The organism is Enterococcus sp. DIV1067f, from assembly GCF_050543505.1.
In the GTDB taxonomy this organism is placed as follows: Bacteria; Bacillota; Bacilli; order Lactobacillales; family Enterococcaceae; genus Enterococcus_D; species Enterococcus_D entomosocium.
In genome coordinates, this window is sequence record NZ_CP172940.1 from 1818425 (window position 1) to 1834240 (window position 15816).

Consider the following 15816-nt stretch of genomic DNA (forward strand, 5'->3'; position numbering starts at 1 on the left):
GTTACTCATTCCATTCTGCATTCATTTTTTCAAATACGTTATTCGTTTCCAGCCGGCCGCTCTTTTTAGCGATCGGATTGGTGTAGCGACTGGTCAACATCGTGTCATTCGTTTTACGCACATCATCAATCGCCTCATTGATCGCTTCAATTACAGTCGCTTTGCTTTCAGAGGTGACAGACTGATCCGTAATGGAGGATAAGAAAGTGAAGATTGCCCCAAGTTTCGTATAATTTTTGATATCATAAGCAATACTTGGTACTTTTTCCGCCGCGGCTTCAATCGCTGCAATCGACCGTTTGGTGACCCGACTTGCACTTTCTTTTGACATTGCTTGAACAGTGATCTTTTCACTATTTAATGCGATCAGACGACTTGATTGCAAGCCATGCGCTAAGAAAGCCCCAGAGATCGCATTACCAGCGATAAAACCGATCACTGGATGACCCGCTTGGCGTAGTTTGGCATAAGCTGCCGCACTGTTTGCTAAAGCTGCATGAATACCAATCAATTCTTCATTGTAGCCATACGCTTGGCTAGGGACATCGATGACCGCAATGATTGGTCGTTTGACTGCTTTCTCTTTGTCTTCTTGATAAACAGTTTCTAACAGGTGGCCCATCTCGTACCCTTCGACTAAACCAACTTCTCCATTGCGTACCCGATACATCGGATTAGTTGGGTTTGGCACGATCGCTGTAACAACGACTTCTTCAGTAAAAAGGTCAGATGCAGCTGCATAGACTGTTGCACTAGTTGAGGTTGGGAACTGCAGATTCGTCAATGCTGAAAACCAATGATAACCGATACTGTCAGCAGCAGCTTCTTGGCCTTCTGTTACAGTAATAGGTGCCACTTCAGTTGCTTTATGCGTTGCAAGAGCCTTATTGTATGCCTCGATAGTCAGCGGCTTTGATAGATCAAGTTCGTTTAAAAGAGAAAGATAAAAACCACTTTTTTCGCTGCGATGACTGTCTTTCTTTTCAACCATCGCCGCAATCACAGCTTCTTGGATCGATTCGACACTGTCAGTCACTAGTTCATCGATCATTTGTGCTGCCAAACGTTGTTTGGCGCCAATGGTATTCCAAATCAAATCTTTATCACTGGAATCAAATTCTCTCACGCCAGCTTCTTGTTCGATGACTTCAGGACCGTTCAAACCGATACGGGCTTTCTTCGTCGCTATCAAGTAGCTCATAAGTGCTGAGGTAATCGACATACCGCCAAAAGAACCCACCCGACCTGGCACTAATCCAATCACTGGCACATACGATTTTATTGCAACGATCAAATTGCCGATTTCTGCAATCGACAATAAGCCGTAATTCGCTTCTTGGAGGCGTACGCCACCAGTATCGAGGATGATGATCGGTGTGATCGGATTGCCCTTTTGGTTTTCTTCCAACACATGAGTCAATGCCGCGATGATTTTAGCACCAGAAACTTCACCGATCCCGCCACCTTGGAATTTTCCTTCCATAGCGATCACGACCACGTTTTCTCCAGAAATCGTTCCACGGCAAACAACGATCCCATCATCGCTTTGTGGCACGATGTCTTGAGCCACCAGATTGGGTGCGATCATTTGGTCGAATGGATCGATCAATTCACGACCGCTCTTGGCATCCAATAATGCGTGCACCCGTTCTCGGGCATTTAATTCTACAAAACTATTCTTCATCTGCTAGTTCCTCCATTGCTTGGGTTAATCGTAGGTAAACCACACCGGGAGTAGCGCCAAAGTCGTTGATCACTATTTGCGCACTGATTGGATAGCGCTCAAAAAAACGTGTCAAGACATTTTGCCACACATCGCCAAAGCCATCACTTCCTGTACAAACTGAAACGGTGGTTTCTTGTTTGTCTGTTGGAAAAAGCAGAATTTCCAAGTCACCAGAACCAACCACGCCAACATGGACTTTTTTGGTGACTGGTTTCGTTGTTTGATACGTATAAGCTAATTTTTCCATCTCTTCTTCTCTCCTCTTGCTCTTATTAAGACCACGTTCTGAATTTCATTGGCGGTTCATACAACCCATCGGACCATTCGATCAAATCATCAACGGTTTGAGCTGCTAGCAATGATCGTTTGGCATCACTGCGTTTGATCCCTAAGTCTTCTGGTAATTTCACGATTCCCGCTTTGCGCAAGGCATTCAGAGAAGCTTTTGTGCTGGTCATTCCTAGTGGGGTTACACCACCGATGGCTGCGATTGCTGCTTGTTTTTCCTCTTTTGAGTTTGCTTTATAAAGATAAGCGATGCCTTCTTCTGTCACGATATGCGTCGTATCTTCGCTATAGATCATAATTGGGGCATTGGCTAAACCAGCTTGCTTTTGGACAGCCAACGCATCTAACGTTTCTACAAAAACAGGTTTTTTATTGGAACCATACGTTTCAACCATTTGAACGACTAATTTTTGTCCTTTTGCTAAAGGATCTGTTTCATCCCGCAAGGATTGCCAAGCTGGAGTCGAATGCCGACGGCCCCCCGGATTATGCCCCATATTTGGTGCACCACCAAATCCAGATAAGCGGCCTTTCGTCACTGTAGAAGAATTTCCTTGATAATCCAGTTGTAAGGTCGAACCGATAAACATATCGATGGCATATTGACCTGCAGTTTGGGATAATGCTCGATTGCTGCGCATCGTGCCGTCTTTTCCTACAAAGAATACATCTGGACGAGCGGCAATGTATTTTTCCATACCAACTTCCCCACCAAAACTGTGGATGCTTTCGACCCAACCAGATTCGATAGCTGGAATCATCGTTGGATGAGGATTCAAGACCCAGTTTTTCGCTACTTTTCCTTTGATTCCAAGGGTTTCTCCATAGGTTGGTAAAAGTAACTCGATCGCAGCGGTATTAAAACCGATCCCATGATTCAACGATTGTACTTCATGTTCTGCATAGATTCCTTTTAATGCCATCATCGCCATCAAAATTTGTAATTCCGTAATGTTTTGCGGATCTCTAGTAAAGAGCGCTTCTAATTGATACGGTTGGTCTGCTACCACGACGACATCGATCCAATCGCTGGGAATGTCGACCCGCGGCAAACGATCGACCACTTCATTAACTTGGACGATCACAATCCCATCTTTAAAGGCTGCTGCTTCGACGATCGTTGGTGTTTCTTCCGTATTGTAACCTGTATAAAGATTTCCTTGGCGATCGGCTTTGTCCGCCGCCACAAGGACCACATTCGGAATCAAGTCGATAAATAAGCGACCATATAATTCCAAATACGTATGAATGTCCCCTAATTTCATGGTTTTGTCTTCAATCATTTGGGCAACGCGCGTACTTTGTGCGCCTGCATAAGAAAAATCGATTTTCGCTGCAATGCCTTTTTCAAATATCGTCAAATGTTCTGGACGGGAGATACTCGACATGATCATATGCAAATTGTTGACTTTTTGAGCATCGACTTGTTCTAAGCTTTTTGATAGAAAGCTTGCTTGTTTTTGATTGTCGCCTTCAAGGACCACTTTGTCTCCCGGACGGATCAACTGTTCTAAGACTTCAATGATTGCTTCCGTTGGGACATATTTTCCATCGAGAAGATGCTCGATTTTTTTCATGGTTTGGGCTTTCTTTTCACGTTTACTTGCCCAGTTTCTTGCAGGTTTTTCCATTGTATTCATCTCCATTTTTGATATAGGAATAAAGCATCATCCATGCCATGTTGATCCAAATTGATCACACGGATCGCTTTGTTTTCACCAAATTTTGCTTGGATCAGTTTTGTTAAGGTGTTGCCCGGAGGAAATTCAAGAGCCAAATCAAGTCCTGCTTCGTAGGCAACATCCATGATCTTGTTCCACTGCACCGGAAAAGCAATATTTTGCAGCAAATCACGGCGGATCTCTTCAGGATTCATGGTCATCCGCCCATCTGTATTTTTGAGGTACGGACAGATAGGCACATCAAGAGATAACGTGTTCATAAATGGCGCAAACCGTTTCACGGGTTCTGTCATCAACATACAATGGGACGGCACAGGCACTGCTAAAAGTTTGGCGGTTTGCGCATGATAGTCTTTCGCTTGAGCCAGCGTCTTGCGCAAGCCTTTGAGATGACCAGAGATCGTATGCTGCATGGGGCAATTTTCATTTGACAAATAGACGGGAGCAGCAGGATCAAATGTTTTTGCCACGAGCGCTTCTGCTTCACTTCTCGTTACACCAACCAGTACCCCCATGGCATAATCAGTCGGATAGGCTTCTTTCATCAGTGTCGCCCGATGATAGACCAAGCTAGCGGCGTTTTCGAAACTCAAACTTTCACAAGCTAACGCAGCGGAAAAAGCGCCAATCGAATGCCCCGCCACAAGCTGTGGTTGCACACCAGAGGCTTTCATCTGGTCCGTGTAAAAAGCCGCTTTTACTAAAAGCGCCAACTGAATAGAGACGGTATCTTGTTCTAGATTCTCCGATACACGGTGTAAATCAAAGCCTGTCGCCTGTTCTAGCCGATGGAAATAACTGGCAGGCACGTCCTCAAGCATCTTGCTGGTCTGACTGCCTTGTCCTGGGTATAAGAAACCTGTACTCATGAAGCACCTCCTAAACAATTTCTCTTTCCTGTGTCATAATAACGGAAGTTTGTTATAATAAAAAATACCAGTTTCGTGAATATCCATAACCAAAAGGTATGGAAAGAGGAGTATCTGATGAACCTTGATCATTTACGCTACTTTAAAAAAGTAGCCGAATCGAAAAATATTACCCAATCTGCACAAGAATTATACATCTCGCAACCTGCCTTGAGCCGTGCCATGAAACACTTAGAAAGTGAACTAGGCGTTCCTTTGTTCTATCATGCCGGTCGGCATATCGAGTTGACGATGTATGCTGAAGAATTTTATCCCTATGTCGTTGAGACGTTAGCACGTTTCGACGAAGGAATGAGTGCGATCCAAGCCTTAAATGGAGAAATGGTCCCGGCAGTGACGATCTACTCTGAAGTCGCTTCTGTTTCCTTGCCCAATTTGGTGGCGACATTCGTTGAAAAGCACCCTGAGATCCAACTTTCGATCAAGCAGCACGGCAGTAAGGAGACCAACAAAGAACAAGCCTTCTACATTACCTCTGAGCCAAAGAACGGCTTGACCAATCTACCAATATTCACGGAACCCATCTTATTGGCGATCCCCAAAAAGCATCCCTTGGCAGAAAAAAAAGACTTGCAAGTTGCCGATATCCAACACGTGCCTTTGCTGATGCTGGTTGAAAACAGCCCGCTGCGTAGAACCATCGACGAAGCTTTTGAAGCAAAAAAAATCAGTTTGGCTATCGGTTCAACGACGGACGATCCGGCGACGTTGCGCTCCCTTATCAATCAAGGACTAGGAATCACGTTCTTTCCTAAAATTACTTGGGGCTATGAAGATCAGGCACCTTTCGTTTTACGTGAACTAGCAGATTTCCCCTTATCAAGGACGATCTATTTAGCATCAAGCTTTACGAAAGGTCATCCCATGACAAAATTGATTGCAAAAACCTTGATTGAATTTTATCTTGGCTAAACAAAAAGAAGCGTCCATTCGCACGTTAGTTGTGCAAGTGGACGCTTCTTTTTTCTTTCCTATTTACCCCGATTGAATCATCGAATCGACCGTACATTCATTCACATTGATCTCTTCGATCTCTTTTGACTAGCCACAGTATTGGCTGCCAGTCAGGTGAGACCTCATAAGATTTGTTACACGCCTTCAAGTACGGCTGCCTTACCATCACTTATGCGTCAGGCAATTGATCGTATTCTTCATCACTGACTGCTTCTAACCATTCTGAAGCACCAGCAGTAATCGCTACATGGGCAAACCAACTATTTTTTGCTGCACCATGCCAATGTTTGACCCCTTCCTTGATGACTACGACATCACCAACAGTAAGTTTTTGCGGTTTCTTCCCTGCTTCTTGGTACCAGCCTTTTCCTGCGGTCACCAACAACAATTGATACCCACCATCGATATGCCGATGCCAATTGTTGCGACAACCCGGTTCAAAGGTCACATTGCCAACGTTGACTGGAATCGCTGAATCAGCTACTAAAGGATTCAAGTAACTCTGACCGCTAAAATATTGCGCATAGGCATCATTTGTGTTGCCCAATAAAAAGATTCCTGCTTCTTTTGCTGCATCGAGTTCTGACATTTATTTATCCTCCAGTTCTGCTAACTCTTCTTGATAAACCGTTTTGGCGATGTTAAAAGCAGACCAAGCTTTAGGCCAGCCAACATAGAAAGCCAGATGAGTGATTACTTCTGCAATTTCCTCTACAGTGATCCCGTTTTCCTTGCCAATCATCAGATGGGGAGTCAATTGTTCAAAATTGCCCCCAGAAATCAAGGCAGATATCGTCAATAAACTTCTCGTATGAGGAGCCAATTCTGCCTCACGTGACCAAACTTCACCAAATAACACATCATCATTTAGTTGCGCGAATTTCGGCGCAAAGTTGCCTAAGTTATCTCTTCCTGCTGTTTGTTTCTTGACCATATCGATCGTCTCCTTCATCTATTTTAATGAAATGCTGATTTAACCAATTTCGAATAGCTGTATCCGCTTTCTCTATTCTTGAACCACGAACAGCTAATCCAGGATAAACAACTGCATCAGGACAAGTCTTTTTAAAGTCTTCAATGCTATTGCCGAATCCTGAGCCTTCATGAGTACAAAACGGAAAAATAATCTTCCCTTCCAATCGGTGATCTTTTAAAAAACTCGCTAGGATCATCGGGTATGTGCCCCACCAATTGGGAAAACCGATAAACAAGACCCGTTCTTTAAAAAACGCTGCCGATACCTCTTGATAGAAAGGGAATTCATTGGCCGCTTTTTCTTTTTTTGCTAGCTCGACCATTGCTTGATAGCTTTCAGGGTAAGGATAAGCCGGTTCAAGAGAATAAAGCGGGCATTGTAATTTCTCTGCTATTTTCTCTGCTAGAACCCGCGTATTTCCCACTATCAGCTTTTTTCGCTGCCCTTCAATAAGATTCTCCCCTGCTCGTGAATACACAAGTATTGCCGGCATTTTGTCACCTCCTTGGTATCTCTTCTTGGTATATTTAATAGTAAGGCAAAGCGGAGCCGTTGAATAATGCTTTCTATAAAAAGTCCCTATGCTTACGAAGCATAGGGAGAGGTGGAAGCCAAAAGAAGCGGATCACTCCACTTCTTTTGGCTTTTAGGATGCAATTATTCAAAAGCGTCACGAAAGCGGGCAATGAACGCCGTCACAACCGGCGACATCACACGATTTCTTTTCCACACCAAGACACAGCTGGTTTCGATTTGAGGGACTAAAGGCAAAAATTTGATCGTTTCATCCCTCCGTTCTCCGACAGCTCCGCTGATGGTCAACGCCGAACCAACATGGTTTTCTACTAAGGAAAAGACATTGAAAATCAAGTTATATGTTCCAACGATCGGTAATTCTTCTATTGGTATTTTTGACCATTGACTGAACATTTGCTGAACTTCCGGGCGCCTTGACACTAGCAAAGGCACCCCTTTGATATCTTCTGGTGTGATCTCCTCTTTATGGGCGAGAAAAGAATCAGCCGATGTCAGTATGCCCCAAGTCTCTTTTCTTGGTAGAACGATTTTTTCGTATTTCTCGATCTCGATAGGTTCGATCAAAATCGCCAAATCCAATAAGCCTTTCTCCAAACGCTCGTTGATATCATCTCCTGTGCCGCTGTGAATATGAAAGCGGACATCTGGATAGTCACTGATAAATTCTTCCAACATCAAAGAAAGCGTGTCGGAATTATCTGCTTCCACACAGCCAATTGTGAAATGACCACTAAACAACTGTTTCTTACGAGCTTCAAACTCTTGCAAGGTTTGATCCGTTAGACTCAATATCTCCTCGGCACGGCTTTTTAAAAAACGACCTGCTTCCGTTAAGAGCATTGTACGATTATCACGAATGAAAAGAGCCGTTCCTAATTCATCTTCTAATTCTTTTAATTGACGACTCAATGTCGGTTGGGTGATGTGGAGCACTTCTGCGGCTTGTGAGATCGTCCCTTCCTCTGCAATCGTGAAGAAATATTTTAATAAACGAAATTCCACTAAATCGCCTCCTCTTTTTTGCAACATTTTAACTCTTAGCAATGAAAAGAATCATCCTACTTCTTGGTCTATTCATTTTTAATAATAACAAAGAATCGCTAATTCAGCGAATCATGCTAAAAAAAGCGGAGAAGACTGTAGAATTTTAAGAAGATCGTTTTATGGAATGACATGTAAAACCTGTTCGCACAAACGAACAGGTTTATCAGCTATTTATTTTATGGCATTTGACGTAGGATAAGTGGGTTTTTGTTATGCTTATTCTTACCCGAGATAGTCTAAATATCTATACAAGCTCATGTAGCAAGTTAATAATAGATTTTTTTTACAAATCAGCTGCGATGAAGATCCTTATGTTCCTTCATTGTAGCTGTGACTTCCGATTAAATTTAGTTTACCATAACAATATTATGTTTCATTTTATTTTTCAAGAAAGGTATCATCCATCTGCTGATACCTAAAGAAATAGCTAGAATCCAATTTCCGTTAGCCAATCCTGCAGGTTCGTTTCAGACGCTTCCACATTTCCCCCTCTTACCCCAAATCCTGGGAGAAATTCGTAGTCTGGATATAGCAATTCCAATTCATTTTGACTATTTGTTAATCCATTACCACCGTGTGTTGCAAATGGAACGATTTGTTTGTTGCTAAAATCATTTGATTCAAGAAATGTTAAAATAGCTCTCGGTGCCCGGTTCCACCAAATAGGAAATCCAATAAAAAGAACGTCTGCATTTTCTAGTTCTTCAGTATTCTCTATCAATTGTGGTCTCGCATCCTCTTCCACCTCTACAGTGGCTGTAGCTGTATGTTCATCATAAATATTTGGATAGCCTGATACTGTCTGAATGGAGAATATTTCACCACCTGTCTCCTCTGCGATCATTTCAGCCAAAATGCGCACATCTCCTGCGAGTTCACCGTCTACTATATTAAAACTGGCTCTTGAAACAGCTTCGATCTCAGGCTCTTGTTCTAAATTCTCTGGACGTGTAAAGTATGCTATGGCAATCGTAGCTTCTACCCCTCCATTCCCTACTTGTTCACTTTCTAGACCATCAACTTCTGCTGTATTGTCAGTCGTCGCACCATTTTCTGTCTCTTCATTTTGTGATTGACCACATCCGGTGAGAAAGATCACTAAAAAAAGTATTCCATACAAAATTTTTTTATCATATTACCCCTTTTTCTTATTATCAATCAGATTGACTTTTTAAGTATATTTCCTGAAGTGTACTTTAGGGCAATACGCTAGAAGCGTTTTTAGATTTTCTTTTACCAATTTCTCACAAAATCAACACAATGAAAAGCCGTAAAACAATTCCTGTTGTTCTACAGCTCTCCCAAGTCTCATCTCTTATTGTTCTATCTTGTTTTTCAGTGTTTAATCTGGGCCAGCGAAGGAAATTCAGAGAAGTTCAAAAGTTGTTGATTCGCCCTCAGATGAATTTTTTCCAATAAACAAAGTAAACATTCCTGGTTCGACGCCATAATTCATGTCTTTTTGATAATAATAAAGATCTTCTTTTGTTATTGTGAACTGAACGGTTTTTTCTTCATAAGCTGACAAAGAGATTTTTTGATATTTCTTTAATTCTTTCACAGGCCTAACTACCGATCCAACGTGATCTCTGATGTAAAGCTGGACTGTCTCCAATCTGGAGTAAGCAGAATTGTTGCGGATCGTAATTTCAGCTTCCAATGTTTCATTCATGGTTGAATCACTCAATTTTAACGAATGGTATGATGCTTCCCCAAAACTCAACCCATAACCAAATGGAAAGAGCGGCTCGTTTGAGCAATCCAGATACTTCGAAACGAAACGTCCTGTATGTGTCTTGCTGTTCAATGGTCTTCCAGTATTGAAGTGATTGTAGTAAAGTGGCAGCTGCCCTACATCTTCTGGGAAGCTCATACTTAAACGACCAGAAGGATTGACCTTCCCAAAAAGTATATCAACGATTGCTTGTGCTCCTTCTGTACCAGGAAACCATGCCTGTAATATTGCATCCATTTGTTTTGTTTCTTCTTTTAACACCAGTGGGCGACCACTGAAATTGATCAAGATATTTTTTTTACCAAGAGCGGTCATTTTTTTAATAAAAGCTCTTTGAACAGCTGGTAAATGAAGGTCCGTTCGACTGCCAGCTTCCCCACTTTGCAAACTGTGTTCCCCCATAGCAAAAAGAATAATGTCTGCCTCAGTGCCAGATTTCAACGCTTCTTTCAGCCAAAGATCTTGCTGTGCAGCTGATGAGGAATTGCCGCTGGCAGTATAGCCAAAGTCTCCAAGTATAGAATCATCTTCTAAAAGCGGACAACCTGGTTCGTAATGAACATATTTTTCCGTAACTGCATTTTGGAGCGCCGTTTTTAATGTTGTGACATCCTCTGTTTTTCCGTGTACTGCCCATAAACCAATCATTGCTTGGTTGTCACCATAGGGACCAACGAGTAATATTTTCTCTTTGTTTGGAATAAGAGGAAGTACCTCTTGCTTATTCTGCAATAAAACGATCGCTTCGGAGGCAACTTTTCGTGCAAGTTTCCGGTTCTCTTCGGATAAAAGTATTTGAGCCTCTACTTCTTCTGAACTGCCACGGAAAGGATCTTCAAACAGCCCTAAATCCTCTTTAAGTTTCAAGACACGATACACAGCGTCATCGATCAACCGCTGATCAATCTCACCGCTTTCCAGCAGCGGACGAAGCTCTTTCGCATAACAGCGGGTTTTCATATCGATGTCATTTGTTGCTTCGATCGCTAATTTGGCCGCTTCTCGATCATCCGCAGCAATCCCATGAGGAATCAATTCTTGAACAGCTGCATAATCCGAAATAACGACTCCGTCAAACTGCCATTCTTCTCTTAGAATTTGTTTGATCAGAAATTGATTAGCAGTAGCGGGAATACCATCATACGTGTTAAAAGAAGTCATGACTAGTTTGCATCCAGCCTCGACAGCCGCTTTATAGCCGATTAAGTAGTCTTGACGCAGTTTGCGTTCACTCATATCAACTGTATTATAATCGCGTCCGCCTTCTGCTGCTCCATAAGCAGCAAAATGTTTAACACAGGCAGCGATTCCGGACAGATCCCCCCTTTTTTCCTGCTGAATGCCTTCTACCATCGCTTTCGCAAAATCAGCATTTAGCATCGGATCCTCTCCTGTCGACTCCAAGCATCGGCCCCAGCGAGCATCGCGTACTAAGTCGACCATCGGTGCATAAGTTACATGCGCGCCAGCCGCTCTTGCTTCTTGGGCTGCGGCTTGGTAGGCGCTTTGAATCAACGCCGGATTCCATGTTGCTCCCAATCCTAGAGGAATCGGGAAGACTGTTCGGTATCCATAAATGATATCTGCCATGAACAATAGAGGGATTTTGTGTCGGCTTTTTCTTAAGTAGTCTGTTTGAATCTTTCGAGTTACTTGAGCCCCTGTGACATTTAGTACCGAACCGACAAAATCGATGGTTTGTTGTTCGATGCCAAGTTTTTGCTGAGGACCCAAAGACAAATCGCTTCCGTGAAAGAATTCTCCAGATAACTGCACCAATTGGCCGATTTTTTCATCTAAGGTCAGTTGGTTGACTAATTGTACCAGTGTTTGATTTTTCATATTATTACTCCTCGCATAGTTTTTTCTATTGATATCTTAGTTCTGGTGTGATAAAGCGAGTCTTTCCTGTAGCTGCTTCTGCAAAAACTCCTAACTGGACACCGGTAAATTTTGAGTCAGAACATTCGTTTGTAAAATGACGTACAGCGATTTGATCTTTAAACACTACAGTACTCGTTCCATCTATAATCAGCAGATTGTAGCTATTGCTGTCTCCAGATAATTTCAGGGTCAGTCTCTTTCTATCTTTTAAATTATTGGATCGATGCAGATGTAAATCGAAGATGATTTTGCTGGAAAAAAGCTCTGTTTGGTGTTTTGTTTTTCGCAATCCGAATTGGCAAAAATGCAGGTCATCCTTATAGATTGCTATGCCAAAAGTTCCCTCCTGACATTCGTCGACCATCAATGTCGTTTCAAAGCAGCAGTCAGTATCAGCTTGACTTAAGGACAAAAAGGCAATGGGCTCGTCCTTAGAAGTTCCTAAACGGGTCGGTAAGTTATCAATGACCAAATCAGTATCATACGTATAATCAATTGGCAAACGTACACTCTGCAACTTCTTGCAGAGAAAAGGTACCGGTTCATTCCGCTGCTTAACGCTCTTTGAAAAACGATCTGTTTCAACTTCAACCGATGCGTTCCCTGTCTGGTTGACAACTGGCCAACCGTCAATCCACTCTACAGGTAATAGAATCGTTTCACGACCAAGCAGGGTAAAATGACGTTTGGGCCTAGTCGCAAGAGCTGTCAGCCACCAAAAACCTTCTTTATCTTGAAAGAAATCTGCATGCCCTACGGCTTGAAGCGGCGACTTGATATCTCTATTCGAGAGGATAGGATTCATACTTGCTCCTTCATATGGACCATTGATTGATTTACTTCTTTGAATCGTTACCATATGTCCTTCTCTTGTGCCACCTTCCGCCAATATAAGATAGTACCATTCGTCTTTCTTGAAAAGATGTGGTGCTTCCGCGTCGCGTCCACCGCACCCTTGGCTGATTTCTACCGGATCTGTCAGCATTTTCCCGCTGTAAGGATCGATTTCAAATTGTAGAATGCTGTTTTTCCCTTTCATTGATGCAGCAAGTTGGAAGAAAAATCGGCCATCAATAAATGAAAGCGAGGGATCGATCCCAAAAGGACAGTTGATCCAGATTGGATCAGACCAGCCATGGTCAAGGTTTTTCGTATGGCAGATGAAATTCCCTTGAGTGACATTTGTACATACCAGAAAATATGTTTCCTCAAAGAAGCGGATCGTTGGGGCAAAAAGTCCCATCGAGTTGCTGATTTCTTTCAGATTGATATGATCTGGACAATCAATCGCATACTGTTTAAATTGCCAATTGAGTAGATCCTGGCTTTTAAAAATCGGCAGACAAGGAAAATATTCGAAACTTGAACAGACTAAATAGTAGGATTTTCCATCGAAACAAATACTCGGATCAGGATGAAATCCTTTGATAACCGGATTGGTATACTTCATTGTGCTCCTCTTTTCTCTTTGTATTGCCACATAGAAAAAAGAAAGCGACACTAGCCGCTTTCTTTTTCGGGTTTACACTTGCTCCTTCAATGCGGCTTGTTCCAATTGATAGGTTTCTTTATCCAGCTTTCGAAACCACGGATACCATAGTATTGGGGACAAAATCAGTTGAATGAACAACTGTAAGATGATAATCGACAGTTTCCCTTGAATAGCAGCATGGAACCCAATTGGTAAACCGAAAATGGCAGTAACACCAGTAAAACGAGCGACAAATCCAAAATGTGTTAAAACATAAGCTAAAATTAAAGCAATGCTATTATTGGTAATGAATGGTACCGCTAATTTAAAGTTTAATACCAAAGGCGTACCAAAAATCAATGGTTCAGTGATTCCGAAAAGAGCTGGAACAATTGCGACTTTCCCTGTTTCTCGATACTGCTTGCTTTTCGCTCGCAGCATTAATAATGCTAATCCTAAGCCCATACCGCTCCAAGTTATGATCATAAAGAATGCATAGCCAGTAATGTTTGGCGGTGTTTGGCCTGCCGCAACAGCGTTTAAGTTCTCGACGTCCATTGCCATCCACAGGGCTTGAACGATCGGCATAACGACATTTGTTCCATGAATACCGAAAAACCACAAAACCTGTTGAATCAGTGAGATCAGAATGACTGCACTGATTGATCCTCCGATCCCTTGAAGCGGTTCTTGTATGATACTGTAAACAAACTGATGCATGTTGCCGAAGCTGGTTGCTTCAAAGAGTGAATTTAGTACAATGAAGAGCACACTGATAAGAATCGTAGGTGAAATTGATTCAAACACTTTTGTTACCATAGGAGGTACACCTGCTGGCATTTTGATTGTCCAACCTTTGTCTTTCAGCCAAATATATACCCTTCCACTTACCAAACCAACGATCATTGCGGAAAATACTCCTTGTGCACTTAGCCAAGTAGCTGGAATTGCGCTGACTTCATCCGTCGTTGTACCTAGAGGGGTAATGATAAAGAAACTAAGCAATGCGATAATAGCAGCAGAAATACCATCTTCTGTCGGACGTAGATTTTTCACTAAATGATAAGCCATTAATACCACGACATAAACAGCCATCGAGCCAATAGTTATTTGATTTAGTTTGCTAAAAACATTTGCGAAACCAGCTAAAAATGAAAGTGCTGGAAGACTATTAGGTAATACTAGAAGTAAAACAGCGATCGAGCCGATCAAAATAGGACCTAGTGTCCCCATCATCGCCCCGGAGATCGATTTTAAATAAGCATTGTTGCCTAATTTGTCAAAAAAAGGACTTAATTTATCGAAATGACCTGTGATTTTTTCTTTCATAATATTTCCTTCCAATCATTTATTGTTGATTTGATAGCGCCTTCAATTTCAACTTGTTATCAATATAACAGACTCTTTAGCGAAAACGAATATCAATTCCTGACTTGTTTTTGACAAAAACACAGATTTGACTACTTGATTCTTGATTGTTAAAATCGATAAAAAAGGAGCGCAACGATGGACCATTTATCCCTAGACAGGCTGATCCGTAAGGTTTCTAATCATGAAAAGGCGTATCGAAACGGAAATTTGAAACCTGATTATTCCGACTATAAAAAAGTAGTTGTCAATGGTCAAGAAGTTCTTTGCATGGAACTGACAAATTCACAGATGATTACGCAAGAACAGCCTTTTTTTATAAAACGGCATTCTCGTTTTCAAAATTATCCGATTCACTGCCATGATTGGATCGAGTTTAATTATATGTATGCTGGAAAATGTCAGCAGATCATTAACAATGAGCCACATTTTCTGTATGAAGGGCAAATTTTGCTGATGGATGCAAACACTGTTCACAAGATTGAACCACTTGGCGAAAATGATATTCTCATTAATTTGATTATTCCCAAGTACTATTTAACTGCAAATTTCTTCAACCGTTTTTCCTCGGACAGCGTTTTGACTTCATTTTTTATTGAAGCCATCACTCATGGAATGAAACATGATCGATTTATTCATTTTGCTTCAGAAACAAGGACACGTCTACAGTACTTTTTTAAAGAGTTGTTATGCGAATGGTTCGATCGTTCAACAGCATATACCGACATTTGTGAAGGGTTGTTGAGTTTGATCATTTCGGATCTTGTGAATATCTATCAAGACTCTTATACGGATCGTTCTGATCGATATCGAAAGAGCCCGATTGTTCCAATTTTGAAATACATTGAGAAAAATTATGCAAATGTGACTTTGACAGAATTATCGAAACAATTCAACCTTAATCCTAATTATCTGTCCAATCTTTTAAAAAAACACACCGGCTATTCTTACAAAAAACTTGTAATCAATCAACGTATCTTGGCAGCTGATCGTTTTTTACTTTCAACTGACATGGATATCGTTGATATTTCGCAACAAGTCGGATTTGAGAATATTAATTTCTTTTACCAAAAATTTAAAGAAACATATGGCATTACTCCTGGTACAAGAAGAAAGCTTCATTTTTGAATAAATCATAAAGTTGATTTACCACTAAGGCTGTCCAATCTTTTTTTTAATTATCTTTCCATATAAAATTTCTAAGGCTTATTAAAGAGTTTGA

14 protein-coding genes are annotated in these 15816 nt (G+C 41.6%); 2 read left to right on the forward strand and 12 right to left on the reverse strand.

Annotation, left to right across the window (positions count from 1 at the left end; genetic code table 11):
- Position 1 precedes the first annotated feature (1 nt).
- Genes mdcD through IGJ42_RS08495 form a run of 4 tightly spaced genes read right to left on the reverse strand, consistent with a single transcriptional unit; the run spans position 2 to position 4565 of the window.
- A complete protein-coding gene (mdcD, locus tag IGJ42_RS08480) occupies positions 2–1684 on the reverse strand; it encodes a biotin-independent malonate decarboxylase subunit beta (RefSeq protein WP_086372983.1) in 1683 nt (560 codons plus the stop codon).
- The gene (locus tag IGJ42_RS08485; RefSeq protein WP_005226050.1) at positions 1674–1973 is read right to left on the reverse strand and encodes a malonate decarboxylase subunit delta; all 300 of its coding nucleotides are present in this window, start codon (positions 1971–1973) and stop codon (positions 1674–1676) included. Before IGJ42_RS08485 ends, mdcD begins: the two co-directional genes overlap by 11 nt.
- A gap of 25 nt (positions 1974–1998) precedes the next feature.
- Positions 1999–3645, reverse strand: a complete 1647-nt coding sequence (mdcA, locus tag IGJ42_RS08490; protein ID WP_430615162.1) for a malonate decarboxylase subunit alpha — start codon at positions 3643–3645, stop codon at positions 1999–2001.
- Between the two features lie 5 nt (positions 3646–3650).
- Positions 3651–4565: an ACP S-malonyltransferase gene (locus IGJ42_RS08495; protein ID WP_430615164.1), complete on the reverse strand. Its 915-nt coding sequence runs from the start codon at positions 4563–4565 to the stop codon at positions 3651–3653.
- A 117-nt stretch (positions 4566–4682) separates the two neighbouring features.
- On the opposite strand from IGJ42_RS08495, the gene IGJ42_RS08500 reads away from it, so the two are divergent.
- Complete coding sequence (locus IGJ42_RS08500) at positions 4683–5537, forward strand: LysR family transcriptional regulator (RefSeq protein WP_142968422.1); 855 nt, start codon at positions 4683–4685, stop codon at positions 5535–5537.
- Between the two features lie 211 nt (positions 5538–5748).
- On the opposite strand, the gene IGJ42_RS08505 is transcribed toward IGJ42_RS08500, so the two are convergent.
- The 8 genes from IGJ42_RS08505 to IGJ42_RS08540 all read right to left on the reverse strand — a co-directional run bounded on the left by IGJ42_RS08505 (position 5749) and on the right by IGJ42_RS08540 (position 14555).
- Complete coding sequence (locus tag IGJ42_RS08505; protein ID WP_430615167.1) at positions 5749–6168, reverse strand: cupin domain-containing protein; 420 nt, start codon at positions 6166–6168, stop codon at positions 5749–5751.
- On the reverse strand, positions 6169–6513 hold the full coding sequence (locus IGJ42_RS08510; RefSeq protein WP_430615169.1) for a carboxymuconolactone decarboxylase family protein: 345 nt from the start codon (positions 6511–6513) through the stop codon (positions 6169–6171).
- Complete coding sequence (locus tag IGJ42_RS08515; protein WP_430615171.1) at positions 6482–7048, reverse strand: flavodoxin; 567 nt, start codon at positions 7046–7048, stop codon at positions 6482–6484. Before IGJ42_RS08515 ends, IGJ42_RS08510 begins: the two co-directional genes overlap by 32 nt.
- 164 nt (positions 7049–7212) lie before the next feature.
- A complete protein-coding gene (locus IGJ42_RS08520; RefSeq protein ID WP_430615173.1) occupies positions 7213–8094 on the reverse strand; it encodes a LysR family transcriptional regulator in 882 nt (293 codons plus the stop codon).
- A gap of 469 nt (positions 8095–8563) precedes the next feature.
- Complete coding sequence (locus IGJ42_RS08525; protein ID WP_430615175.1) at positions 8564–9256, reverse strand: flavodoxin; 693 nt, start codon at positions 9254–9256, stop codon at positions 8564–8566.
- A gap of 246 nt (positions 9257–9502) precedes the next feature.
- On the reverse strand, positions 9503–11746 hold the full coding sequence (bglX, locus tag IGJ42_RS08530) for a beta-glucosidase BglX (RefSeq protein ID WP_430616146.1): 2244 nt from the start codon (positions 11744–11746) through the stop codon (positions 9503–9505).
- Positions 11739–13205: a glycoside hydrolase family 43 protein gene (locus tag IGJ42_RS08535; RefSeq protein WP_430615177.1), complete on the reverse strand. Its 1467-nt coding sequence runs from the start codon at positions 13203–13205 to the stop codon at positions 11739–11741. The genes bglX and IGJ42_RS08535 overlap by 8 nt, the downstream gene beginning before the upstream one ends.
- A 72-nt stretch (positions 13206–13277) precedes the next feature.
- Positions 13278–14555, reverse strand: a complete 1278-nt coding sequence (locus IGJ42_RS08540) for a PTS sugar transporter subunit IIC (protein WP_430615179.1) — start codon at positions 14553–14555, stop codon at positions 13278–13280.
- Positions 14556–14732: 177 nt separating this feature from the next.
- On the opposite strand from IGJ42_RS08540, the gene IGJ42_RS08545 reads away from it, so the two are divergent.
- Positions 14733–15722, forward strand: a complete 990-nt coding sequence (locus IGJ42_RS08545; protein WP_430615181.1) for an AraC family transcriptional regulator — start codon at positions 14733–14735, stop codon at positions 15720–15722.
- The last annotated feature ends 94 nt before the right edge of the window (positions 15723–15816 follow it).